This is a genomic window from Bacteroidota bacterium, from assembly GCA_013696965.1.
Classification (GTDB): domain Bacteria; phylum Bacteroidota; class Bacteroidia; order JACCXN01; family JACCXN01; genus JACCXN01.
This window is the reverse complement of sequence record JACCXN010000044.1, coordinates 76,807-102,895: the sequence shown is the minus strand read 5'-3', so window position 1 is coordinate 102,895 and position 26,089 is coordinate 76,807. Positions and strand designations below refer to the sequence as shown.

General features: G+C 34.1%; 21 protein-coding genes. 11 read left to right on the top strand and 10 right to left on the bottom strand.

Annotated features, from left to right (window positions below; genetic code table 11):
* Nucleotides 1-90: 90 nt before the first annotated feature.
* The 6 genes from H0V01_07375 to H0V01_07350 all read right to left on the bottom strand — a co-directional run bounded on the left by H0V01_07375 (nucleotide 91) and on the right by H0V01_07350 (nucleotide 5,593).
* Nucleotides 91-1,959, bottom strand: coding sequence for a tetratricopeptide repeat protein (locus H0V01_07375; protein ID MBA2583190.1), 1,869 nt, complete (start codon nucleotides 1,957-1,959; stop codon nucleotides 91-93).
* 5 nt (nucleotides 1,960-1,964) lie between these two features.
* Nucleotides 1,965-2,516 (bottom strand): hypothetical protein, encoded by a 552-nt coding sequence (locus H0V01_07370; GenBank protein ID MBA2583189.1) that lies wholly within the window; start codon nucleotides 2,514-2,516, stop codon nucleotides 1,965-1,967.
* Between the two features lie 60 nt (nucleotides 2,517-2,576).
* Nucleotides 2,577-3,848: a serine--tRNA ligase gene (gene serS, locus H0V01_07365; GenBank protein ID MBA2583188.1), complete on the bottom strand. Its 1,272-nt coding sequence runs from the start codon at nucleotides 3,846-3,848 to the stop codon at nucleotides 2,577-2,579.
* Nucleotides 3,849-3,965: 117 nt separating this feature from the next.
* Complete coding sequence (gene rpmA / locus H0V01_07360; protein MBA2583187.1) at nucleotides 3,966-4,223, bottom strand: 50S ribosomal protein L27; 258 nt, start codon at nucleotides 4,221-4,223, stop codon at nucleotides 3,966-3,968.
* A 47-nt stretch (nucleotides 4,224-4,270) separates the two neighbouring features.
* On the bottom strand, nucleotides 4,271-4,591 hold the full coding sequence (rplU, locus tag H0V01_07355; GenBank protein MBA2583186.1) for a 50S ribosomal protein L21: 321 nt from the start codon (nucleotides 4,589-4,591) through the stop codon (nucleotides 4,271-4,273).
* 72 nt (nucleotides 4,592-4,663) lie between these two features.
* A complete protein-coding gene (locus tag H0V01_07350) occupies nucleotides 4,664-5,593 on the bottom strand; it encodes a DMT family transporter (GenBank protein MBA2583185.1) in 930 nt (309 codons plus the stop codon).
* A gap of 129 nt (nucleotides 5,594-5,722) precedes the next feature.
* Here H0V01_07350 and H0V01_07345 point away from each other — a divergent pair, with 129 nt between their 5' ends.
* The 3 genes from H0V01_07345 to H0V01_07335 all read left to right on the top strand — a co-directional run bounded on the left by H0V01_07345 (nucleotide 5,723) and on the right by H0V01_07335 (nucleotide 7,179).
* Nucleotides 5,723-5,932, top strand: a complete 210-nt coding sequence (locus H0V01_07345) for a heavy-metal-associated domain-containing protein (GenBank protein ID MBA2583184.1) — start codon at nucleotides 5,723-5,725, stop codon at nucleotides 5,930-5,932.
* A 27-nt stretch (nucleotides 5,933-5,959) separates the two neighbouring features.
* Complete coding sequence (locus tag H0V01_07340) at nucleotides 5,960-6,478, top strand: heavy-metal-associated domain-containing protein (GenBank protein MBA2583183.1); 519 nt, start codon at nucleotides 5,960-5,962, stop codon at nucleotides 6,476-6,478.
* A gap of 170 nt (nucleotides 6,479-6,648) precedes the next feature.
* Nucleotides 6,649-7,179: a ribonuclease HI gene (locus H0V01_07335; protein ID MBA2583182.1), complete on the top strand. Its 531-nt coding sequence runs from the start codon at nucleotides 6,649-6,651 to the stop codon at nucleotides 7,177-7,179.
* Nucleotides 7,180-7,232: 53 nt separating this feature from the next.
* Here the strand turns inward: H0V01_07335 and H0V01_07330 are convergent, their stop codons facing one another.
* The 4 genes from H0V01_07330 to purL form a co-directional block, all read right to left on the bottom strand.
* Nucleotides 7,233-7,529 carry a hypothetical protein gene (locus H0V01_07330; protein ID MBA2583181.1) on the bottom strand — a complete coding sequence of 99 codons (297 nt, stop codon included), beginning with the start codon at nucleotides 7,527-7,529 and terminating at the stop codon, nucleotides 7,233-7,235.
* Nucleotides 7,530-7,812: 283 nt separating this feature from the next.
* Nucleotides 7,813-9,084: an aspartate kinase gene (locus H0V01_07325; protein ID MBA2583180.1), complete on the bottom strand. Its 1,272-nt coding sequence runs from the start codon at nucleotides 9,082-9,084 to the stop codon at nucleotides 7,813-7,815.
* Nucleotides 9,085-9,151: 67 nt separating this feature from the next.
* Nucleotides 9,152-9,610: a GNAT family N-acetyltransferase gene (locus H0V01_07320; GenBank protein MBA2583179.1), complete on the bottom strand. Its 459-nt coding sequence runs from the start codon at nucleotides 9,608-9,610 to the stop codon at nucleotides 9,152-9,154.
* A 100-nt stretch (nucleotides 9,611-9,710) separates the two neighbouring features.
* On the bottom strand, nucleotides 9,711-11,948 hold the full coding sequence (gene purL / locus H0V01_07315; GenBank protein MBA2583178.1) for a phosphoribosylformylglycinamidine synthase subunit PurL: 2,238 nt from the start codon (nucleotides 11,946-11,948) through the stop codon (nucleotides 9,711-9,713).
* Between the two features lie 699 nt (nucleotides 11,949-12,647).
* Here purL and H0V01_07310 point away from each other — a divergent pair.
* The 8 genes from H0V01_07310 (at nucleotide 12,648) to H0V01_07275 (ending at nucleotide 26,067) form a co-directional block, all read left to right on the top strand.
* Complete coding sequence (locus H0V01_07310; protein ID MBA2583177.1) at nucleotides 12,648-15,215, top strand: adenosylcobalamin-dependent ribonucleoside-diphosphate reductase; 2,568 nt, start codon at nucleotides 12,648-12,650, stop codon at nucleotides 15,213-15,215.
* Between the two features lie 115 nt (nucleotides 15,216-15,330).
* A complete protein-coding gene (locus H0V01_07305) occupies nucleotides 15,331-16,641 on the top strand; it encodes a hypothetical protein (GenBank protein MBA2583176.1) in 1,311 nt (436 codons plus the stop codon).
* 5 nt (nucleotides 16,642-16,646) lie between these two features.
* The gene (locus tag H0V01_07300; GenBank protein ID MBA2583175.1) at nucleotides 16,647-17,405 is read left to right on the top strand and encodes an SDR family NAD(P)-dependent oxidoreductase; all 759 of its coding nucleotides are present in this window, start codon (nucleotides 16,647-16,649) and stop codon (nucleotides 17,403-17,405) included.
* Nucleotides 17,406-17,458: 53 nt separating this feature from the next.
* Nucleotides 17,459-18,109, top strand: a complete 651-nt coding sequence (locus H0V01_07295) for a CAP domain-containing protein (GenBank protein MBA2583174.1) — start codon at nucleotides 17,459-17,461, stop codon at nucleotides 18,107-18,109.
* Between the two features lie 111 nt (nucleotides 18,110-18,220).
* Nucleotides 18,221-20,002: a long-chain fatty acid--CoA ligase gene (locus H0V01_07290; protein MBA2583173.1), complete on the top strand. Its 1,782-nt coding sequence runs from the start codon at nucleotides 18,221-18,223 to the stop codon at nucleotides 20,000-20,002.
* A gap of 283 nt (nucleotides 20,003-20,285) precedes the next feature.
* Complete coding sequence (locus H0V01_07285) at nucleotides 20,286-22,793, top strand: zinc-dependent metalloprotease (protein ID MBA2583172.1); 2,508 nt, start codon at nucleotides 20,286-20,288, stop codon at nucleotides 22,791-22,793.
* 264 nt (nucleotides 22,794-23,057) lie between these two features.
* Nucleotides 23,058-23,492 carry a MarR family transcriptional regulator gene (locus H0V01_07280; GenBank protein ID MBA2583171.1) on the top strand — a complete coding sequence of 145 codons (435 nt, stop codon included), beginning with the start codon at nucleotides 23,058-23,060 and terminating at the stop codon, nucleotides 23,490-23,492.
* Nucleotides 23,493-23,661: 169 nt separating this feature from the next.
* Nucleotides 23,662-26,067, top strand: coding sequence for a 3-hydroxyacyl-CoA dehydrogenase/enoyl-CoA hydratase family protein (locus H0V01_07275; GenBank protein MBA2583170.1), 2,406 nt, complete (start codon nucleotides 23,662-23,664; stop codon nucleotides 26,065-26,067).
* Nucleotides 26,068-26,089 lie beyond the last annotated feature (22 nt).

Genomic DNA, 26,089 nt, shown 5'->3' with positions numbered 1-26,089 from the left:
AAATGATTTTATTGAATTCCTTTGTAAATTTCGAGTGAATTTTTTTGAGTGATTTTAGATTCCAAAAATTTTGTGGATTTGAACTTTCAATCAATTCAATTTATCACCCCGTAATTCCCGGTATCTTTTCCTGGCTTCAACAGTTAGTGTGCTGCCAGGATAGTCCAACATTAATTTATGGTAATATTCCTTAGCTTTTTCCAAATCTTTAAACTTGAAATGGTGTATTTCAGCTAGCTTGAATAAGGCGTCATCTGCAAGAATATCATAACTATAGGTTTTAACTATTTTTAATAGCTGTTTGGATGCGCCCTGATAGTCCTGCTTTTTAATTAAGATGCTTGCTTTTTTAAATACTATTTCATCCGCAAGTGCATGTCCAGGAAATAAAGTATGAATAGAATCAAGAATTAAAATGGCTTCATCGTCTTTATTTTGAAAAGAAAGCAGCTCAGCATTGGCATACATCTCCAATGGAAGGAGTGTGGTATCTACAGTAGAATTATCGGTAATCAACAAGGAAAGCCTCATTGCATCGTTGGCAATTAACTTTGAAGTAGAGCCTTTGAGCACATCAAGCTGGGCTTGTGACCAGGCAAAATCCCCCGTATAATATGAAATTTTTGCATTACGCAGTTTTGCTTCATCACCAATTGGGTCATGCTTAAAAGATTTTTCAACCTGGGAATAATAAAGCGAAGCTTCCCATATATCACCGCTCATAAGCAAGATATCGGCAAGCAACAATTTCACTTCAGCCATAAAGGTATTTGAAACTCCCGGAATTTTTAAACTTTCCTCAAGCAATGCTATGGCATTTTCAATATCAAAAAGATAAAATGCATATAAATGTCCCAAACCTTTTAACAAAGGTGCAGTACTGGCAGATTTTCCAAGTTCCTGGAGTGTTGAAAGGTAACTTTTTTCAAGAGTAATAATATCCTCACGGGTATAATCAACTTGTTCAATAATTTTTTTATTTAAAACCTCCAGCAGTTCTATTTTTGAAATTATATAGTAATAATTTTCAGGGCCTTTTTCAATTACTGCCTGATAAGCACTTATAGCAGTTTTGTAATCATGGTTTGAAACACAAGTCTTAGCAAGAGTAATTAACCTTCCTCCTTCTTCTTTTAACCTTTTATCTATTGCCTTTGTTTGAATAAGAGCTGCGCTGAAGTTCTTCTCCTGAATAAATAGCCAAATTAACATTTCTGCATAGGTTATTTTGTCGGGATATTTTTGTATTCTTATTAGCAATTGATTTTTTACAAGTTCGCTTCCCTTAGATCCCCCCTGCATATCTGTATCATAAATTCGCTGTAGGTAATTCTGAACCTGTTGTATATAGGCATCATTAATGAGAAGAACGTCTAAATATTCATTAATCATTCCCTCAAGATTTCCTTTTTGAAAATAAATCTCTGCAATTTCAAAACTAAAAGGATACGAATTTTTTAACAATTTTCGTCCCTTTTCATAAGTTAAAAGGGCATAATCAAGTTCTTTACGTTTTATGAAAGCATTGGCCACTTCAAAAATTTGTCCCTGACTTGGTGAAAGCTGTGATAATGCATGATCAAATTCTTTTTTCGCTTTGGCATTTTCACCTGAACTCTGCAAAACATATCCCAGATCAACCTGATAACCCAGTTTAAGGGGGTTTTGCTTCAATTGCTTCTTAATTATTTTTTCAGCTTTTTTATACTCTTTAAGCTCAATTAAACAGTCCAGGTAATATCCATAATAAAAATCAAGCCTGCTTTTTTCAAAAAGTTTTTCGTAATAAATTACAGCCTTATCATATTCCTTGTTTTGAAAGAAATGGGCGGCCAATTGTTCGTCAGAACCTGTAGGTTGCGGTGCTTCATTATCAGGGGATGTTTCTATTTGGGCATTTACAAAAGAGTGTAAAAGCACTAAAACAAATAAAAATATTTTCGCCAACTGTATTTTCATCAATTTTAAGAAGCTTTTATAATATTTTCGTTAATAAATTCTTGAACCAATGGGTGAAGCTCCTGAAATTTTTGTAATGCAGAATTTAAGGAATCTGCCAACAATTTTGATTCACCGTGAATTCTTTTTGCAGCAATTCGTTCATCTGAAAAATAAATTGAAGCATTTTCATCTGATATTGTTCCTTTTCTCAAGTCAAATACCAAGTGTTCCAACTGTTTTTTACTATAATCAAGTTCGTGTAATATTTGCACACTATTAAATTGGAAATTATAAAGTGGTTTTCGAGTATTCTTATATGCTGTAATTAATTCTATTGAAGACTTGTCATAAGTGCCATGGAAGTTTTGACGGATAAACTTAATATTGCGAACAATTTCCTCATAGGTCCTTTGAATTTTCAGGGTGTCAATTTGACTTAATTGTTTTTCAACACTAATAATTCCCTGGTATAAGCTATCAAGGCTACGAATTTCTCCGGCATGTTTATTTTTGGTGCAGGAAAAAGCAGCAAAAATAAAAAACAGCACTGTAATTTGGGTTAAGAATATTCGCATCACTCTAAAGTTACTGAATAAAATCCAAACGGTCTTTTTACTGGGATGTTTCAGTGCATTTTAACTTATTTTATCAAATCCTGTGTATGCCCTAATGGCCTCGGGCATTATAATACCTTCGGAAGTTTGGTTGTTTTCAAGCAAAGCAGCTACAATTCGCGGCAAAGCAAGTGCGCTTCCATTTAGTGTATGGGCAAGTTGTGGCTTTTCATCTCTTTCTTTAAAACGAAGTTTAAGTCGGTTTGACTGGAAAGATTCAAAATTAGAAACAGAACTTACCTCAAGCCATTTTTTTTGGGCTGCGGCATAAACTTCAAAATCATAAGTTAAGGCAGAGGCAAAACTCATATCTCCTCCACAAAGTCTTAAAATACGGAAAGGAAGATTTAACTTTTGCATTAATCCTTTAACATGATCTACCATTTGCTCTAATGCAGTATAGGAATTTAAAGGGTGCTGTACTTGCACTATTTCCACCTTATCAAACTGGTGCAAACGGTTTAATCCTCTAACATCCTTTCCATAAGAGCCTGCCTCCCTTCTGAAACATGGAGTATATGCGGTGTTTTTGATTGGCAATTCATCTGATTTGTAAATTACATCACGATGAATATTGGTAATTGGAACCTCAGCCGTAGGAATAAGGTAAAAATTATCCAGTCCAACATGATACATTTGTGCTTCCTTATCCGGGAGTTGGCCTGTACCAATTGCAGAGGCCTCATTTACCATTAAAGGTGGAAGATATTCTTCATAACCAGCTTTATGAGCCTCATCTAAAAAGAAATTTATCAAGCCTCTCTGAAGTCTTGCGCCCTTGCCCTTGTATACAGGAAATCCTGCTCCTGTAATTTTCACTCCAAGTTCAAAATCAATTATGTCATATGTTTTTGCCAAATCCCAGTGAGGCTTTGCATCTTCAGCCATTTGAGGAATATCACCCTCGCTGTGCACAATTTCATTGTCTTCTGGAGTTTTTCCCCTGGGAACGCTTTTATGGGGAAGATTGGGAACAAGATAAAGCTGTTGCTTTATTTCTTCTTCCGTTTTATTAAGTTCTTCCTGCAATTCACGGCTGGTTTCTTTAATTGCTGCGCTTTTATTTTTTAAGTCATTGGCCTCCGCTGCTTTGTTTAATTTAAACAACTCTCCAATCTCTCTGGCTATGTTATTTGCATCAGATAGTATGGCATCAAGTTCCGTCTGGATTTTTTTGCGCTGGTTATCTAAATCAATAATACTATTAATTATCGCTTCTGCCTGGAAATTTTTAACGGCAAGCCTTTGAATTACCTCTTTGGTATTTTCTCTGATTACACTGACTTGTAACATTTATTTTAAATTTAATTATAGAGTAAAGTTATTAATTATGAGCAGAAAACTAAAACCCAAAAACAAAAAAACCCGAAACGAATTTCAGGTTTTTTCAATTTGATTTAAGCTGTAGTATTAAGCGAAAGGCTCAATAGATACGTAGGATTTATCATCTCTTTTTTTGCTGAAGGTTACTATTCCGTCAGTAAGAGCGAAAAGCGTGTGATCTTTTCCAATTCCAACATTTGTACCCGGATGGTGTTTTGTACCTCTTTGTCTGATAATAATATTACCAGAAATGGCAGCTTGACCACCAAATATTTTAACACCTAATCTTTTACTGTGCGATTCCCTTCCGTTTTTGGAACTACCCGCCCCTTTCTTATGTGCCATTTTTTATTTTTTTAAATTTTAATACTATGATAACAATATTTTTTTACTTAGATTCCTGTAGCAGCAATGCCTTCAATTTGAATTTGGCTCAAATACTGGCGATGTCCATTTGATTTTTGATACCCTTTTCTTCTTTTCTTTTTGAAAACAATAACTTTATCTCCCTTTAAATGAGAAACTATCGTTGCGGTTACCTTACCTCCTTTAACAGCAGGAACTCCAACAATTACTTTTCCGTCATTTTCAACAAGAAGAACATTGTCAAACTCTACTTTAGAGCCTTCGTCTCCTGGAAGTCTGTTTACGTATATTTTATTGTCTTTTTCAACCTTAAACTGTTGTCCTGCTATATCTACAATTGCGTACATTGTAATGTGTTTTTTAAATTAATTATCCCCTTCAATAAATTATTTTCGGGCTGCGAAGATAAAAAAAGAAATTTAATCGCCCAAATTAAGTTCTGCTTTTTTTAACTTTAATTCTTTTATTATCTCTTTTTTAGTATTTACCAGGTAAACTCCCAATAAAATAATTCCTATCCATATTAATTGAACTATGGAAATCACTTCGTTGTCAAAGATTCCCCACAGCATTGCAAATACAGGTATTATATACGTAACTGAGGATGCAAATATTGCATTTGTCATTTTTATGAGAATATTAAAAACAATAATGGATAATGCCGTGCCAACAATGGCAAGTATTGCTACATATCCCAAACTTGTAAATGCCCCAGGTTTGGAAAAAAGAACTGTTGTAAAATCAGTGAAAAAAAGATAAATGCCTGCAAAGGGCCCAACAAACATAAGTGCAAGGGAAGCAATTTGAACCGAAGTAACTTCTGACAGGTGTTTTTTTATAATATTTATGCTTGTTGCATAAAAAATAGTTGCAAGTATAATATAGGATGCATAATGGAAACTCCCATTAAAAGAGTTGCTTTCATTGGCAGCTATTAATCCCAAAGCTCCGGTTAACCCTACAACCACACCCAGGCCATTGTGCCATTTTATTTTCGATTTAAAAACAAATATGCCCAGAACAAGCGTAAATAATGGAGTAAGTGAATTTAACATACCAGTAAGTGAACTTGAAAGTCCCTTTTGTGCATAGGTAAATAAGAATGCCGGAATTCCATTTCCAATAACACCTACCGACATAATATAGAAGGCCTTTTTTCCAAACATCATTTTTAAATGAGGCAAAGCAAAAGGAATTAGAAACAAAAAGGCAATGAAAAGACGCAGTGATGCTACCTGAGTATACGAAAATGATTCAAGGCCTCTTTTCATAAGGATAAAAGAACTACCCCAAATAAAAGCCAAAATCAGCAATATAGTCCAGTGTCCGGTTTTGGTATTAATATTCATAATTTAACTAAAAAGGCGCAAATATAAACTAAATTACTCCGTTTTTATTTCTGATATTAAATATTGTTAATTTGATTCTAACAATAGAATTATATTTGCAGTAGTATTAAATTATTTATTTATACATTTATGGAAAATATAGTTATTAAAGTAGAAGGAATGACCTGTGGTCATTGTAAAAAGGCAGTAGAAAACATATTAACTGAGCAAGAGGGGGTGATTGCTGTGGATGTTAACTTAAATGAATCAAATGCAACTGTTTCCATTAACCCTGATTTGATATCAAGAGATAAATTAGTTGAAGTAATTAATGATTCAGGAATGTACAAGGCAGCATAATTGTTACAAGGCAAATAAAATACAACCATGAGAAAAATAAAAAATCAGTTACTTTTTATCCTTACAATTTTGGCCTTTGCCTTTTTTGTGGTAGCCTGTGGCACAGAAAGTACTTCTGAAAACACAGCCATTGTAACCGAACAGATAATTGAAGGTGAACTAAACAGCACAATTGCTTATATAGAAATTGAAGGCATGAGCTGTGAAGTAGGTTGCGCCAGGTATATACAAGGAAAGCTTGCAAAAATGGAAGGCGTAATTCTATCAGAGGTATTATTTGAAGAAAAAACCGCCAAAATTTCATTTGATCCAGATCTAATTTCTGCAAACCAATTAATTGGCAAGATAAACGAACTCAATGAGGGACAATATAAGGCAGGAAACGTAAATATTGAAAAAACAGTAAAAAAACAGATTTCAATAGATGAGCCTAATTCTGCTAAAAAAGGCCAGGATGAAAAAGTTGAAAAATTAGGCTATGAACCTCCTTTTAAATCTATTGCCTTTCCGAATATCTTTCATTTATTCCGAATAAAAATAATTTAATACTCTATCCGTATGTATGCAAAAAAGTAATACCTTTTTTGCATCGCTTTTTGTTTTTACACAATTTAAATCGTTTACATTTCAATTTTTTTTTGATTGACAAGAGCTAAGCTTTAAAAACGAAAAGTCTTAATCTATTTATTTCCCTTAAAACAACAACTTACACTATATTGAGTCCTGATAAAATTCTGGTTTACACGGATGGTAGTTGCAATACAAAATTACAAATAGGTGCTTGGGCAGCCATTGTTATTATTGCATTTCAAAAAGTTATATTAAAAGATGTAATGCTTGAAACAACGCACAACAGAATGGAACTATTGGCAGTAATTAAGGCAATAGATTATTTAGAATCGAATAATTTGGCGAAGGGTGTAATTCAAATTTATTCAGACAGTCAATATGTAATAAACCTACTACAGAGAAAAGAAAAGTTGAAGCAAAAGGGCTTTCTTACGAATAAAGGTTCAACAATTCCAAATCTAGATTTAATAAAAAAGTTAATCAATCAAATGGAAACCCATACGCTTGATTTTATAAAGGTAAAGGCTCATCAAAAACAAGGGGAAACAATAAATTACAACAGGGAGGTGGATAAACTGGCAAGAAAAATTGTAAGGGAGCGAGTTAACAATAGCAAGAAGATTACAGAGGTAACTAAACCATTTAAATGCCTAACAAGCCTTAAAAGGAATGAATAGGCATTAATTTTTAAGAATGAATTGTAATTTTCATTTTAAAAACTTTAACAAAGCTACCATTTGTTGCAGTTGCTTTTATTGTTCTTTTTTATTCTTCTTTTTTTATCCATCTGATTGGGGGCCTTTCTGTTCTTTTTTACTTTTTTCTTGTTCTTTTCCCTATCATTCAGTAATTCCTCCTGCTTAATTATTAAATCAGAGTTAACAGCAATTTTAACAGCAAAATTGTTTGGCAGGGGTTCCTTTCTGAGGAAAGAAACATCAAAATATTTGACTTGACTTTTATTCACTTCATAAGCAAATGCCTGAAATGAAAACAACAATGAAAATAAAATGCTCAGGTTTTTCATGGGAAATAATTTCCAAAAGTAAAACCAAGCAATGTGCCCAATAAATTTGAATCAGAAACGGAAAGGTTTTTTTTGAATAACTGATGATATATTTCCCCTAAACCTTTAGAAATTTAACCTTACAACACTGTCTGTCTTTATACCAGTTTATATAAAGAGAATGAACTGAATGTTTTTTTTGGTATTGTAAAAGCTTTGTGAAAGGGCGAGAATTAGGCTTTAATTTATTAAATGATTTTATCCTCGATTTTTCAATGGAAAATAAAATAAACACAAAAATAAATCAAAGGTTTTTCACAACCATTTGTACCGTATTTCTGGTCTTTAATTCCAACAATACTTCTTTATTAAATAGTAAACGATCAATGGTTGGTTGATCATAATGACGAATTGTTACCAATTCCAGGTTATTGTTATAAAGCACATAAAAATTTTGCTTTAATTCTTCTACCAGTTCAGTTACATTCTTTTCATGATCATCAATTGTGACAGAAAAACTTACTGCCGAATTTTGCATCACGTTTATTTTTACTTTGTGTTTTGCAAAAAGCCTGAAAATATCACTTAGATTTTCCTCTACTATAAAAGAAAAATCGCGAGGTTTAATGGAAATTAATACCTGATTCATTTTAAAAATAAAAGAAGGGATTGGAACTGCGCTTTCAATAGAATTAATAGTGGTTCCTCCACTATCAGGTTGAATAAAAGATTTCACATACAAAGGTATATGCTTATTTTGAAGTGGTTTTATAGTTTTAGGGTGTATGACGCTTGCCCCATAATAGGCAAGTTCAATTGCATCATGGTAGGATAGTTGCTCAATCATAACAGTATCATCAAACCATTTCGGGTCAGCATTAAGCACACCAGGAACATCTTTCCAAATAGTAACACACGTTGCCTCCAATACAAAAGCAATAATAGATGCGGAATAATCAGAACCCTCACGGCCAAGGGTTGTAGTGAAATTTTCGGAGGTTCCACCAATAAATCCTTGGGTTAAAATTATTCCTTGTGGATTCTCCTTAAAAAAAGGAAGAAGTTGATCTTTTGCCAGGCTCTCTGTTAATTCCCACTGTACTTTCCCCTCTCTATAAGTATTGTCTGTTTGAAGAAAATCCCTTACATCTTTCCATAAATTCTCAATACCCTGTTCCTTAAGGTATGCACTTACAATTTTTGTAGAAAGCAACTCACCAACTGAAACCACCTGATCGTATTCAAAATCGTAATCCCGCTGGGGTTCATCTTCAATGGTCCATTCTATTTCAACAAAGGTGTTGGCAATATCAGTATAGATTGAATTTTTTTTATCCGGAAAAAGGGAATCAAGTATAGTGAAATGATACTCTTTTATCTCCTGAAGTAGCGGGGAAACATCAGAGGATTTGTAATACCATGCATCAAGCAACCTTTCAAGGGCATTTGTAGTTTTTCCCATTGCAGAAACTACAACCACAAGCTTTTCACCCTTAAATCTCCTGAGAACTTCAGTTAAATTTTTAACTCCGCTTGCATCCTTTACCGATGCGCCTCCAAATTTGAAAACTTGCATTTTTTTTGAATGTTAAACGCTTTTAATTTTTATAAATAGTATTGGGGAAATTTTAGTGCAAGCTAAATTAGGCCTGTAATTGGTTATATTCAAGTTTGCAATTTATCCAGCCATCATCAAAGCGAACATTGTATTTTTTATAAAAATTAATTGCTGGCGTATTCCAATTAAGAACTTGCCATTCCATGCGCTCCACCTTTAATTCCCGACTTACTTTCACCACTTCAGAGAAAAGTTTGTCGCCAATCTTATTGCCACGCATTTTTTCTGTTACAATAATGTCTTCAAGAAAGATGCATTTGCCTTTCCAGGTTGAATATTTGGTGTAATACAATGCAATTCCAGTAATTCCATTTAAAGATTCAGCAACAAAAAAATCAAATACAGGTTTTTTTCCAAACCCATCCTCTTCCATCATTTCCAAAGTATTACTTACCTCCAATGGCTCTTTTTCGTATTCGGCAAGTTCCTTAATAAGCCTTAAGACTTCTGGAAGATCTTTCTTTTCTCCTTTTCTGATTATTATTCCCAAATTAATGTTGTTTGTATATATTGAACAAGTATTATAGTAGTCTTATTTTAAATTTGCAGGACTGTTTTACATTTTTTCCTACACTAATCACCAATTAACTCAACAGCTTGCCTAATGCTGTATGGTACATTTCTTTATACCAGGAAACAGTTCCCCAACTCTCATCATCGATGTAAAACTCACCAGAATTAACTTCACCTAAAATATTAAACTCTACATTGCTTTGAGCCATTTGTTCAATAAAACGCTCTTCATTTTCTGGTTTAATAGATACAACCACCCGTCCCTGAGCTTCTCCAAAAAGAAAAGCATCTTTTCTGAATTCATCATCTGATGTAACATCAAAGCCAAAACCATTTACCAATGCCGATTCCATTAATGTAATGAATAAGCCACCATCAGAACAATCATGTGCTGACTGAATAAGTTTTGCCTCAATTAAATTTAATATCGCCTGGTGCATATCGTATTCTTTATCCAGATCGAAAAATGGTGCAGGTGAAAGTTTAACTTTATGGAAACTATATAAGTATTCAGAACAGTTAATGTCATTTTTGGACTCCCCTATTAAATAAATCAAATCACCTTCGCTTTTAAATCCTAAACCTGTTTTTAATGATTTATCTGGCAAAACTCCCAACATTCCTATTGTTGGAGTGGGAAAAACAGGAATTGTTTTATCACCAATTGTTGATTGATTGTAAAAACTAACATTACCACCAGTTACAGGTGTGCCGAACTTAAGACAAGCTTGGCTCATACCCTTAATAGCACCAACAAACTGCCAATAAACTTCAGGCAAATAAGGGTTTCCGAAATTAAGACAGTTGGTAATGGCACTTGGCATACCCCCGGAACAAACAATGTTACGTGCGGCCTCTGAAACAGCAATGGCACAACCTTTTTCAGGATCGGCATGAACATACCTTGAATTACAATCAACAGTAAGTGCTATTGCTTTGCTGGTTCCTTTAATGTTCACAATTGCTGCATCACTGGGCGAATTAACATTCATATTTACAGTTCCCACCATTGAATCATACTGCTCATAAACCCACTTTTTAGATGCAATATTAGGATGAGAAGCCAAAAATTTACCAACCTCTATTAAATTTTCAGGTTGATTTACATTTTCTATTTTGAATTTATTAGCCTCTGCGAAATAAGCTGGTTCGGAATATTCTCTATGATAAACAGGGGCTCCGCCACCAAGAACAAGTGATTCAGCTGGAACATCTGCAACAAGCTCTCCATTCATGTAATATTTCAATCTTTCTCCCTGGGTTACCTCTCCAATTTGAACACAATTCAAATCCCATTTATCAAAAACGGCCTGAACCATTTGCTCTTTTCCTTTTTCCACAACAATTAACATTCTTTCCTGAGATTCGGAAAGCAAAAATTCAAATGGTTTCATGCCTTCTTGTCTTGCAGGCACACGATCAAGATGAATAATCATTCCATGCTCACCTTTTGCTGACATTTCAGAAGTAGAGCAAGCAATTCCGGCTGCTCCCATATCCTGCATGCCAATAACCGCACCTGTTTGTATGACTTCAAGGGATGCCTCTAACAGCAATTTTTCCTGAAATGGATCACCTACCTGAACAGCAGGCAAATCCTTTGCTGACTCCTCAGTAATATCCTTTGATGCAAAAGCCGCCCCATGAATACCATCTTTTCCAGTTGCAGAACCAACAATGAAAACAGGATTGCCAACTCCATAGGAGGTAGCAGATACAGTTTGTCCAACTTTTACAAGGCCGGCAGACATAGCGTTTACAAGAGGATTAGTATTGTAGCAGGGATCAAAAAAAACTTCACCCCCAACAGTAGGAATTCCAAATGCATTACCATAATCACCTATCCCTTTCACAACACCCTTAACCAACCATTTAGTACGGTCTAATTTTAAATCTCCAAATCTTAATGAATTAAGCTGAGCAACCGGCCTTGCACCCATAGTAAATATATCACGGTTAATCCCACCCACACCTGTTGCAGCACCTTGATAAGGCTCAAGAGCGGAGGGGTGATTGTGTGATTCTATTTTAAAACAACAAGCCAAACCATCACCAATATCTACAAGTCCGGCATTTTCCTCCCCTGCCTTAGCAAGCATATGTGGGCCATCTTTTGGCAAGGTCTTTAACCATGCTATAGAATTTTTGTAAGAGCAGTGCTCCGACCACATTACAGAATAAATGCTTAATTCCGTAAAATTTGGGTTCCTCCCTAATATAGATTTTATCTTTTCGTATTCTTCAGGTAAAAGGCCTAATTCTTTTGCTGTTTCAACGGTAACTTCCTGTAAACTGGTTGTGGATTGCATATTTTATAATTATAGCTGACTGCTGATACTTGATTTATAACTTAATTAAATACAAAAGTAATATTATAAGGGTTTATGAGAGTTGTTTTTTTATTTTAAGTTTTAAAGAATTGCAAGGAGTTATGAACACCAAAATTTACAGGTTTTATTATAAATCACTCATAAACAAGTGTTTTAACCAAAGGCTTTGTTCATTTTATTTATTAATCTACTTTGTATTAAATAACATCAAAATCCAAAAAAAATTCTTCTCAAAAATGGGATAATTATTTTTTGCCGGATTATATTTCTTGTCGTTTTTGTAATAAAGTCAATTACCCAGGGCACTGGCATAAAAAACAGAATGTAGGGAAATAAAATATCAATGCAAGCAAAAACATTTAATTAAAACTACAAGCAATGAAAGAAAATTAATGGGCAAAATCAAAAGGTTCTTTAAGCCATTTTTGAAAATATCATTCTTTTTCCTGCGTTTTAATAATTAACTATTTAACTGCTTTTTTTAAAAAAAACAAAAATAAAATCCATTTTTTTTAAAAACTTATTGCCTAAAATAATTAAATTAAAAATAATTATCAAGGTTCTAATGTTAAAAACATCCTGATTAACAAGGGGGAATAGTTTATTTAATTAATGTAATTTTACAATTCCATTAAAACAACAATTGAAAATATTTCTTACTTTTTAAAAAAAAATCCGATGACGACAGCAAAAATTTCAAAAAAAACACTGGAAAAAGTTTATTCCTATAAAGAAGTTTTGGAAAAGTCTATTGCTTACTTTGATGGTGATGAACTTGCTGCATCAACCTGGATTAATAAATATTGCATGAAGGATAAGGAGGGAAATTATCTTGAATTAACCCCTGAGGATATGCATAGAAGAATGGCAAGGGAGTTTGCAAGGAAAGAATCAGAATATAGGGATAAAATAAATTTAAATGGAAGTGCAAAATTACTTTCAGCATATGGCCAAAAAAGAGAATTTCTATCAGAAGAGAAAATTCACAGCTTATTTAAAGATTTTAGTCATGTAATACCGCAAGGAAGCGTAATGTCCACTCTTGGCAATCCTTATATAATAGCATCTCTTTCAAATTGCGTTGTATTACCTGAAATTTATGACTCTTATGGAGGGATCTTTTTTACAGATCAACAAATGGCACAACTATTTAAAAGAAGATGTGGAGTAGGAATTGATATTTCCACATTAAGGCCAGCGGGATTTTCAGTTTCCAATGCTGCTGAAACAACCACAGGTGCTGTTTCTTTCATGGAAAGATTTTCAAACACAACCAGGGAAGTAGCTCAAAATGGAAGAAGGGGAGCATTGATGATCACCATTGATATTGCTCATCCTGATGTAGAAAAATTCATTGCCATTAAACAGGATTTATCCAAGGTTACGGGGGCTAATATTTCAATCAGGCTTTCTGATGAATTTATGAGTGCTGTGGCAAACAATACAGATTATACCTTACGCTGGCCAATTGATTCAGCTAATCCTGAAGTTAAACGCAGCGTAAAGGCTCAAGAACTTTGGAATACTATAATACAATGTGCACATAATACAGCCGAACCTGGTTTGATATTTTGGGACAGGCAACACTGGTATTCTACCTCATCGGTTTATCCAGGCTACAAAAATGTTTCAACCAACCCTTGCTCTGAAATTGCTATGCAAGGAGGCGACAGTTGCAGATTAATCGCTCTGAACCTTTATGGGTTTGTTGAAGATCCATTTACCACAAAAGCAAAATTCAATTACAAAAAGTTTTATGAAGTCACGTACGAAACCCAAAGGTTGATGGATGATCTTGTAGATCTTGAATTGGAAGCAATTGACCGTATCATGGATAAAATAAAAAGCGACAAGGAACCTGATTACATAAAAGACAGTGAAATTAAAACATGGGAATTGCTTTACAATGCAGGTAAAAAGGGGCGCAGAACAGGTCTTGGCTTTACAGCCCTTGGTGATTCAATGGCTGCATTAGGCTTTAAGTTCGATTCTCCAGATGCGCTGGCAGAAATTGAGAAAATAATGAAAACCAAATGCGAAGCCGAATTTGAAAGCTCAATTGACATGGCAATCGAAAGAGGTGCTTTTGTAGGATTTGACCCTGAAATAGAAAAAACATCAGAATTCATTCATATGATGGAGAAAGAACTGCCAAACACCAACACAAGAATGATGAAACATGGCAGAAGGAATATTTCAATTAGTACAGTTGCCCCTACTGGCACACTTAGTATGCTTGCTCAATCTTCATCAGGTCTTGAACCTCTATTTATGCTCTCCTATACAAGAAGAAGAAAGATAAATCCTAGTGATCCGAATTCCCGGGTGGATTTTGTTGACCAAATGGGAGATTCCTGGCAGGAATTTGTTGTTTATCATTCTAAATTAAAGCAATGGATGGATATAACTGGTGAAAAAGACATTAACAAAAGCCCCTATTTTGGATCAACTGCCCCTGAAATTGACTGGATAAAGCGGGTGGAAATACAATCTGTTGTTCAAAAATATGTTACCCACTCCATTAGTTCTACTATCAACCTTCCCCAGGATGTATCTGTTGAAAAAGTTGGACAAATATACATGGAGGCATGGAAACATGGACTTAAAGGTATAACCGTTTACCGTGATGGCTCAAGAAGCGGTGTACTTATTTCAAACGATGAGAAGAAAAAAGATACAATAGCAGATATTGTTGAGACACAGGCACCAAAACGACCAAAAGTAATCGAGGCTGAAATTATTCGTTTTACCAATGATTATGAGAAATGGATTGCAGTAGTAGGTCTTATTAATGGCCGTCCATATGAAATATTCACGGGTAAAGCAGAAGATGCTTTTGTTATTCCTTATTGGTTGGAAAACGGTTGGATCATTAAAAACAAAAATGAAAAAGGAATAACCCGGTATGATTTTCAATACAAGGACAAGGAAGGATATAAAGTTACTATTGAAGGACTTTCCAGATCATTTAATGAAGAATTCTGGAATTATGCAAAATTAATTTCCGGGGTTTTAAGGCATGGGATGCCTCTGCCACAAGTAGTGGAACTTATAAGCAACTTGAACTTATATAGTGACAATATCAACACCTGGAAAGTTGGGGTTGAAAGGGCACTTAAAAAGTTTATTCCCGATGGAACAAAAGCTCCAGGTCATAAATGCCCAAGTTGCAATGATCCGGATGGATTAATATACGAAGAGGGCTGCCTTAAGTGCAAAAGCTGTGGACATTCCAAATGTGGTTGATCTTTTATCTAAATCATTTTTGAAATAAAAAAAACAATACCCGGTTGTATTAACCGGGTATTGTTTTTTTCAACTCAGACTTTCTGCTACTTTTACATTTTGAAAAGATAAGACATTGGGAATATTACTTGCTTTAATCTATTCTTTACTATTTATTTTTCTGATATATAGACTAGACTTTTTTAAAGTTGAAGGCCTGTCATCAAAAGCGATTCCCGGAATTTTTTTACTAAAGATTTTATGCGGTTTTATATTGTGGCTCATTTATACTCACTTTTATAATTACCGGGATACAAGTGATGCTTTTAAATATTTTGATGATGCAGCCATTATCTATAATTCGCTTTTTGTAAACCCACTGCACTTCTTGCAAATGTTATCAGGTGTAAATGCTGAAGGTGAGCATCTAATGGTTTATTATGAACAAACCACCCATTGGTTTAAAGAATATGATTACGGCCTTTACAATGATAACCGCACAGTGATAAGGCTTAATGCTTTTGTATATCTTTTTTCATTCGGACATTATGCCGTTCATATTGTATTTTGGTGTTTCTTGTCTTTAAGTGGATTAGTGGCGATATTCAAAATGATTCATCCTATTTTAACAGATAAAACCAAAGAACTTGTTTTTGCTGTATTTTTACTGCCATCGGTATTATTCTGGGGATCAGGGGTATTAAAAGAAGGAATTTTACTGTTTAGTTTTGGCTTATTCCTCTATTACTTTAATAAAATAGTTTATGAAAAATTTAGCATTAAATCTTTGGCATGGATAACAGGAACTTTTATCCTCCTTATTTTCACAAAAGGATATGTTTTATTGGCCTTAATTCCCAGTATTGCATCACTTACTGTTATTAAAGTAACATCGAACAAATACATAGGGCTTAAGTTTGCATTAACACATCTTGTTGTATTATTAATTGCCATAAATTTATACCGGATAGACCAAGAATTTGATGTATTGTTTTACCTTTTTCAAAAACAAAAAGATTTTATTAATGTAGCAGAACTAATGGATGCTAAAAGCTTTATAAAAACCAGGATTTTTGAACCAAATTGGAAATCCCTGTTTTTAAATACTCCAGAAGCAGTATTCAATGTTCTAACCAGACCCTTTATTTTTGAATCTACAGGTATTTTAATTCTTGCTGCGGCATTGGAAAACCTCATGATTATGGGTATTGCAATACTTTTTATTTGTTTTTATAAAAAACCAAATAAAGAACAACTTCCCCTTTTATTTTTTTCTGTATTTTTTGTACTATCCCTGGCAGCTATTATAGGTTTTGTTACCCCCATACTTGGAGCAATAGTAAGATATAAAATACCCTTACTTCCATTCTTACTTACTATTTTTATAATTTTCTTAGATAAAGATAAATTGATTGAAAAGTTTTCCTTTTTTAAATTCTTAAAATAATAACCATGAATAAAACTATATTAATAACGGGAGCAACCTCTGGAATTGGGAAAGCAACGGCTGAAAAATTTGCTCAAAACAATTACAATCTAATTATTACCGGCCGAAGAAAAGAAAGGCTTCTGGAACTTGAGAACCAATTAAAAAAATTTCCTATAAATATATTTTCCCTTGAATTTGATGTTCGAAAACCAGAGCAAGTAAAATCAGCAATTGAATCGCTTCCTCCACATTTTAGAGCTATTGACATACTGGTTAACAATGCAGGATTGGCAGCAGGATTGGGCACCATGGATGAAGGAGTAATTGAAAACTGGGAAAATATGATAGACACTAACATTAAAGGACTTTTATATGTTTCTAAACACGTAATGCCGTTAATGATTGAAAAAGGCAAAGGTCATATTATCAATATAGGTTCTATTGCAGGAAAAGAGGTATACCTGAAAGGAAATGTTTATTGCGCTACAAAACATGCAGTAGATGCAATTTCTAAATCGATGCGCATTGATCTTTTACCACATAAAATAAAAGTAACGAATGTGAATCCTGGTGCAGTTGAAACAGAATTTTCAATTGTAAGGCTTAATGGCGATAAAGAAAAAGCAGCAAAGGTTTATGAAGGATTTCAACCCTTGTTACCAATGGATATAGCAGAAATTATCTATTTTGTTGCATCTCAGCCAGCTCATGTAAATATAAACGATATTGTAGTTACACCAACCGCACAGGCTAACACAGTACACATTTTAAAGGATTTATAAATTTCTTATACCATTTCAGATCAAAATTTCGTTTAATCTGAAATATTTAGAATATGAATCATATTTTATACACCACCCTGATAATTGCCCTTTCTGGCTCAAGTTTGTTTTTTACCAAAGCCCAATCCCAGCCAAAATGGGATGAAATCAAAATTGAGCAGGCCAATACTGCTAAAGAAATAAAATACCTAAGCCATGAGGAAAAGGAGATTGTTTATTATACTAATCTTGCGCGCATAGATGGACCTTTGTTTGCCAGCACATTTCTGGAAGAATACTTAAAGAAAAACAACATTAGAAGCAATAAATGGATAGCATCCCTAAAAAAAGATCTTGAAAACAGTCCTTCTTTAAGCCCATTAATCCCTCAAAAAGATTTATCCGGAATTGCAAGACAACATGCAGAAAAATCGGGCAAAACTGGCAGAACAGGACATTTCGATTTTAAGGAAAGGACCAAAGATGTTATGAAAAAATACAATGGAATAGGGGAAAACTGTAATTATGGAACTGCAAATGGACTTTTAATAGTAATTCTATTATTGATTGATGAGGGTGTAGAAAATTTAGGCCATAGAAAAAATATGTTGAATTCCGACTATCAATACACGGGTGTATCTATTGAAAGACATAAAAAATATGGATTTAATGGTGTAATAGTGTATGGTGGAAAAAAGCGCCAGGAATTCTCTTCTATAGATTAAAAGAAACATGGAAACCAACTCCTATTTCTTCTGATACTTAAATTTTACTATATTTATTCGCTTACTAACTAATTTATTAATTTTGAAATAAATTATATTACACATTCTCCTATGGAAAATTTTAGAATATTTGACCTGCTAACAAGGTATGCTGACAATTTCGACAAGGAAGATGCACTTGGAGCAATGGAAAATGGTCAATGGGTAAAATACACCACCCGCCAATTCATTGATTATTCAAATCACATTAGTTATGGGCTTTTAGAGCTAGGCGTAAAAAAAGAGGATAAAATTGCTTTGATTGCAAACAACAGGCCCGAGTGGAATTTTACTGATATGGGCATTATGCAAACAGGAGCAATAAATGTTCCCATTTATCCAACAATAAGTGAGCAGGACCTTGTTTTTATTCTCAATGATGCGGAAATTAAATACGTTTTTGTTTCCTCTCAGGAAATTTATGACAAGGTAAATAAGATCAAAAACCAGGTTTCAACCATTAAAGACATTTATTCATTCAATAAAATTAATGGAGTAAAAAATTGGCTTGAATTAGTTGAATCAGGAAAACAAAATTCTCAAAAACTCGCTGATCAATTAGGAGAGGTTAAAGCTTCCATAAAAGACACTGAATTGGCAACTCTTCTGTACACTTCAGGCACCACAGGAAACCCAAAAGGGGTAATGCTTTCACATAAAAACATTGTAAGTGATCTTTACGCTGTACGCGACTTACCTCCTCTTGATATTGATTCCAGGGTGTTGAGTTTTTTACCCCTGAATCATGTTTTTGAAAGAATGCTTACCTACCTTTATATGTTTAAAGGAGCCTCTATTTACTATGCCGAAAGCCTGGAAACAATAGGTGATAATATTAGGGAAATCCAACCTCATGTATTTTCAGCTGTTCCGCGGTTACTTGAAAAAGTTTATGATAAAATTGTGGCAAAAGGAACTGATCTTACTGGAGTAAAACATAAATTGTTTTTTTGGGCTTTGGATTTAGGTTTGAAGTATGAATTAAATGGAAAAAACGGCCTTTGGTACGAATTGCAATTAAAGATTGCCAACAAGCTTATTTTTAACAAATGGAGAGAAGCACTTGGTGGAAATGTTAGGGCCATAGCATCGGGAGGAGCTGCTCTTCAACCTAGACTCGCCCGGGTTTTTACAGCCGCTGGAATTCCTGTTCTGGAAGGATATGGACTTACTGAAACCTCACCGGTAATTTCAGTGAATACATTGGAAAATGGTGGTACCAAATTCGGTACAGTAGGCAAAGTTATTGAAGGGGTTACGGTTAAAATTGCAGAGGATGGTGAAATTCTTGTAAAAGGCCCCAATGTTATGATGGGCTATTTTAAACGTCCTGATTCCACTGCAGAAGTTATTGATAGCCAAGGATGGTTCCATACAGGAGATATTGGAATATTTGAGGACGGAAAATATTTAAAAATAACTGATCGTAAAAAGGAAATCTTCAAAACCTCAGGTGGAAAATATATAGCACCACAGATTATTGAAAATAAGCTAAAAGAATCCATGTTTATTGAACAGGTAATGGTAATTGGAGAAAATCAAAAATTTGCTGCAGCCCTTATAGCACCTGCTTTTGCTCATTTATCGGAGTGGTGTAAGCGAAAAAACATTCCCTATGACTCCAATGAGCAAATAATAAACGACCCCCAGGTTAAAAAGCGCATCCAGGAAGAAATAAACAAAGTAAATGCCTCCCTTGCCCAATACGAAACCATAAAAAAATTCGAACTTCTTCCAAGAGATTGGTCAATAGAGAAAGGAGAAATGACACCCAAGTTAAGTCTCAAAAGAAAAATTATCACAGAAACTAATAAAGCTTTAATTGATAAGATCTTTAAAAACGAGAACCTCTGATTTTTTTAAAAAAATCAAGAACTGTTTTTTCAGAATCCCCTTTGAGATATATTATTCTTTAAAGGGGATTTTCTTTTTGTATTAAAACAAAGAAAAACCTTCGCAAGCACACTAAACAGGGCAACAGGCCGTTATACATCTGCTCAATTAATGCTTAAAACAGTTCCATTTAATAAACCCGTATATGAAAATCCAACTTCGTTTACCCGTTTTTATCCCAATCGTTTTTTTTATTTTTTCTTTTTCTGAGTCATCCGCTCAATTTAATTTAAAAAAAGAGAAAGTGGATCCATTAGTCGCAAACACAAAGGAGATAACTGTAATTGTAGATAAAGAAGATATTAAATCGATAGCCTCGGTTATTAGAAGATGTAACAAGTATGAGGGCTTATTGAATTTATACCAGGATACTGTAAATGGCACGGTTTATTTGCTTGTAAAAAAAGAACAATTGGATAAAGAATTCATTTATTTCAGCAAAACTATTGACGGGGTTATTGCAACGGGTCATTACAGAGGAAGCCATGAAGACAATAAGGTTTTTACAATACAAAAACATTTCAATAGAATTGAATTTGTTACTGAAAACACATCCTTTTATTTTGACAAAAGAAATGCATTAAGTAAAGCGGCTGATGCAAATATCAGTAAATCAACAATGATTAGTCAACCAATTATTGCGCAGGACAAGGACCAATCACAATTTCTAGTTAGGGCTGATGATATTTTTCTTTCAGAATACCTGCAACAAATAAAAAAATCTCAGGGATTAATGGCAATGTTGAGTGGAGGATTTTCATTGGGTTCTCTTAATAAATACAAAAGCAAATTTCTAGAAATCAAATCTTTTCCCAAAAATTCAAATATTATTGTGGAATACGTTTTTGATAATCCATCATCCTCATCAAAAATCGGTAGCGATGTTACTGACGGTAGGTCTGTGAGTATAAAAATACAACACAGTATTATTGAAATGCCTAAAAATGGTTATAAAACAAGGGAAGATGATCCAAGAGTTGGTTTTTTCACAAGGGAAATAAACGATATGACTTCGGTAAGTGCAACCCCATACAAGGATTTAATACACCGCTGGCATCTTGAAAAAACAGATAAAAAAGAAAAAATTTCAGAACCTGTTACCCCTATTGTATGGTGGCTTGAAAACACAACCCCCGTTGAATACCGAAAAACCATAGAGTCTGCAGTATTAGCATGGAATGAGGCCTTTGAAGAGGCTGGTTTTAAAAACGCAATTGAAGTTTATATTCAACCAGATACTGCTCTTTGGGACGCATCGGACATAAGGTATAATGTAATTCGGTGGGTTTCTTCCCCCAACCCACCCTTTGGGGGTTATGGGCCAAGTTTTGTAAATCCTCGTACAGGGCAAATCCTTGGAGCTGACATTATTCTTGAATTTGTTTCAATCACAAATAGATTAAAGCAAGAAACACTTTTTGGAACAGCTGGATTAATGCATGAAAGCACGCTTGAAAACGATGATGAAAACTTTTGCTCTCTTGGACACCACCTTCACACTTCCAGTTTGTTTGGTTTAACCTCACTTGTTGTAAATGATGCAGAGGAAAAAGAAAAAGAGGAATTTATCAAATCCGCACTGTATTACCTGGTATTGCATGAAGTAGGCCACACGCTTGGTTTGAATCATAATATGAAAGCGAGTCAGTTGTATTCTCCATTGGAAATTCATAATAAAGAATTGACTTCAAAAACCGGAATGTGTGGCTCTGTGATGGATTATCCTGCTGTTAATCTTTCTGCCGACAAAACAAAACAAGGTCATTATTTTACTGTTAAGCCAGGCCCCTATGATAAATGGGCCATACAATATGGCTATTCCGAAGCTTTAGTGAATAAAACCGAGGAACAACAAAGACTTAAAACTATTCTTTCCCGATCCAATGAACCAGCTTTAATGTTTGGCAATGATGGTGATGACATGCGAAAGCCAGGAAGAGGAATTGATCCAAGAGTAATGATAGGCGACATGTCAAACGATGCCATCACATACTCTGTTGAAAGAATTACCCTTGCAAATGGATTAACAAATAAATTGCTGGAAAAATATTCTGTTCAGGATGAATCATTCCATCAATTACGCAATGCTTATCTCCTACTTACAATGGAAATAGACAAAGCCTCATCGATTATTTCCAGATACATTGGAGGAGTTTATGTAGACAGGTCTTTTTCCGGTCAATCAGGGGCAGGAATTCCATTTAATCCTGTTAGTTACGAAGATCAAAAAAGAGCCATGCAGGCATTATCAAAATATGTTTTCTCATCCTCTACTTTTAAAACTCCTTCTGAGTTGTATAGTTTCTTGCAAATGCAACGTAGGGGTTTTAACTTTATGTCTGCAACTGAAGATCCTAAAATTCATACACGGGTTCTACAAATTCAAAAAAATGTATTTGATCATATTCTTCACCCAACTGTTCTTCAAAGAATAAATGATAGTGAATTATACGGGAATGAGTATTCTCTTTCAGAAATGCTCAATGATTTAACTGATGCCATTTTCAAAGAAGATCTTAATACAAATGTTAATGGATTCAGACAAAATTTGCAAATGGAATACATCAATAGATTGATTAAAGTAATTGAAGAAGACAATTCAAAATACGATCACAGAACATCTTCAATTGTACTATACCAAATTAACAAGGTTGAAAAATTGCTCAAAGCAAAGCCAGGAATTAACAATGAGGTTATTGCCCACAGGGAACATGTACTTTATAATATTCACAAGGCTTTAGAATTTAATTAACAATAAAGCATATTCTTTTTGGACAATTGGAATTTTAATCCTTCTTGATTTTGCAAAACAGGATTTTTTCAACTAATTAAAAATTATATTACCCTGTAGTATTTTACTACCGGCTACCGTTTGTTGCTTTCAGCAACATTGGAGTCGAATGTCTTTACACAGCAAAAGTGTATTTCACTACTTTCGATTAAAAAAAATAAAAACATCTGATTTTAATCTGTTTTATTATGCACGCATAATAAATTTTACTACTTTTGAATTTCTATGAAGCAAAAAGAAAGCATCTGTTTTAATCTTAAAACATCATGGTACACAGTGGCCAGAATGTATAATTCTAATGGTTCTCCATTTGAACTTTCCGCCTCAATAGGTTATGTTTTATTAAATATAGATAAAACAGAAGGTACTACAGCAACTCAAATTGCTGCACTTATTGGCATGGAATCAACCAGCCTTACTAGAATGCTTAAAACACTTGAAGACAAAAAACTCATAATTAAAAAACAGGATATTAAAGATAAAAGAGCGGTGAAGATTTTTCTAACAGAGCAAGGAATGATAAAAAGAGAAATTTCAAAAAAAACCGTAAAAAACTTTAATAAAAAAGTACGTGAAGAAGTTTCTAAAGAAAAGATTGATGTTTTTTTTGAAGTAATGGAAATAATAAACAAAATTGCAGAAAAAAACTATATTGATTAATTTAAAAACTTTAAAGGTTAGATAAAGTATATTGTTTTTCAAACAAAGGATAAAATTATTACATTAAGTTTAAATTTAAACGTCAAAAACTAGTAATTTTCAGATGAAATACAATTTAAAAAATTAATTTTGATAAGCCATTTTTACATTTAAATAAATTTTGAATAAAATGAAACGTTCAATAAAAAAAGTAGCAGTGCTTGGTTCAGGAGTTATGGGTTCAAGAATTGCTTGCCATTTCGCCAATATTGGTTTAGAAGTTTTGCTAATGGATATTGTTCCAAGAGAACTTTCTGAGGCTGAAAAAGCAAAAGGTTTTACCTTGGAGAAAAAACAAGTTAAAAACAGAATTGTAAACGAAGCTCTTCAGTTTGCCTTAAAATCAAACCCATCCCCTATCTATACAAAATCATTCGCAAACAGAATTACAACGGGAAACTTTGATGACAACATGAAAGACATCAAAAATTGTGACTGGATTATTGAAGTAGTGATAGAAAACCTTGACATAAAAAAGAAAGTATTTGATCAGGTTGAAAAATTCCGCTCTCCCGGAACCTTAATTACAAGTAACACCTCTGGAATTCCAATACATATGATGCTTGAAGGAAGAAGCGATGATTTTAAAAAACATTTTTGTGGAACTCACTTTTTTAATCCCCCTAGATATTTAAAATTACTTGAAATTATTCCTACCCCTCAAACGGATCAGGCAGTGACTGATTTTCTTATGCATTATGGAGATTTGTATCTTGGAAAAACCACTGTGCTCTGCAAGGATACTCCTGCATTTATTGCCAATCGTATAGGAGTTTATTCCATTATGGCCTTATTTCATTTGGTTGAAAAAATGGATTTAACAGTCGAGGAAGTTGATAAATTAACCGGCCCGGTACTTGGCCGTCCTAAATCTGCTACATTCAGAACCTGTGATGTTGTAGGAATTGATACGCTTGTGCACGTTGCCAATGGTGTTAAAGCAAATTGTCCTCAGGATGAAGCCCTTGAATTATTTACCCCTACTTCTTTTATCAATAAAATGGTAGAGAATAAATGGTTTGGTGATAAAACCAGGCAAGGTTTTTATAAAAAAGTAAAAAGTAAAGAAGGAAAAAGCGAAATCCTGGCTCTTGACCTTAAAACAATGGAATACAGGCCTACTCAAAAGGTGAAATTTGCAACACTTGAAACAACTAAATCAATTGAAGATTTAAGAACACGTATGAGAGTTCTTATTTCAGGTAAAGATAAGGCAGGAGAATTTTACCGCAGCTCTTTTTACGGACTGTTTCAATATGTTTCTAATCGTATTCCTGAAATTTCTGATGAACTTTACAAAATAGATTCTGCTCTAAATGCAGGATTTGGATGGGAGCTTGGCCCATTTGAAGCCTGGGATGCATTGGGTGTTAAAGAAACTGTGCTGGCAATGGAAAAAGCGGGAAGTAAACCTGCAGCATGGATTTATGAAATGCTCGATAAAGGCTTTAATTCTTTTTATTTAATTGAAGAGGGCCAAAAGAAATATTACGATAAAAATTCTTCATCCTACTTAATTATCCCGGGAACAGAAGAATATATCATGCTTGATACCCTTCGCCCCACAAAAACAATTTGGAAAAATTCAGGAACTACCATTATAGACATTGGCAATGGTGTTATTAACCTTGAATTCCATACCAAAATGAATACTATGGGAAGTGAAGTTCTGGAGGGAATAAATAAGGCTATTGACCTTGCAGAAAAGGAGTATTCAGCCCTTGTGATTTCCAATGAAGGAGCACATTTTTCAGCAGGTGCTAATTTGGGAATGGTATTTATGATGGCCATAGAGCAGGATTACGATGAAATTGATTTCGCTGTAAGAGCCTTTCAACAAACAATGATGCGCATACGCTATTCTGACATTCCTGTTGTGGTTGCTCCACACAATTTAACCCTTGGGGGAAGCTGTGAATTATCCATGCATGCCGATAAGGTTGTGGCACATGCAGAAAGTTATATAGGCTTAGTTGAATTTGGCGCTGGATTAATCCCAGGAGGTGGAGGAACTAAAGAGTTTGCCTTAAGGCTTTCAGATGAATTAAACCCCGGTGATATGGAAACCAATCAATTTAGAAACCGTTTTCTTACAATTGGTCAGGCAAAAGTTTCAACTTCTGCCCATGAAGCCTTTGAATTGGGTTATTTAAGAGAAGGTACTGACGTAGTTGTGGTTTCAAGGCCAAGATTATTGGCCGAGGCCAAAGCACACGCTTTGCAAATGGTAGAAGATGGTTACACAAGACCAGTTCAGAGAAAAGACATCAAAGTATTGGGAAACCAAGTCTTGGGACTGGTTTATGCAGGTGCAAATTCAATGCGTTCAGGTAATTATATTTCAGACCATGACCAAAAAATATCCGAAAAATTAGGATATGTAATGGCAGGGGGAGATCTCTCAAATGCTACAGATGTTTCTGAACAATACTTGTTGGATATGGAAAGAGAAGTTTTTGTGTCTCTTTGTGCGGAAAGGAAAACACTGGAAAGAATGCAAAGTATTATTACTGGTGGCAAGGTCTTGAGAAACTAAACGTTTAACTAGAGTGTAAATA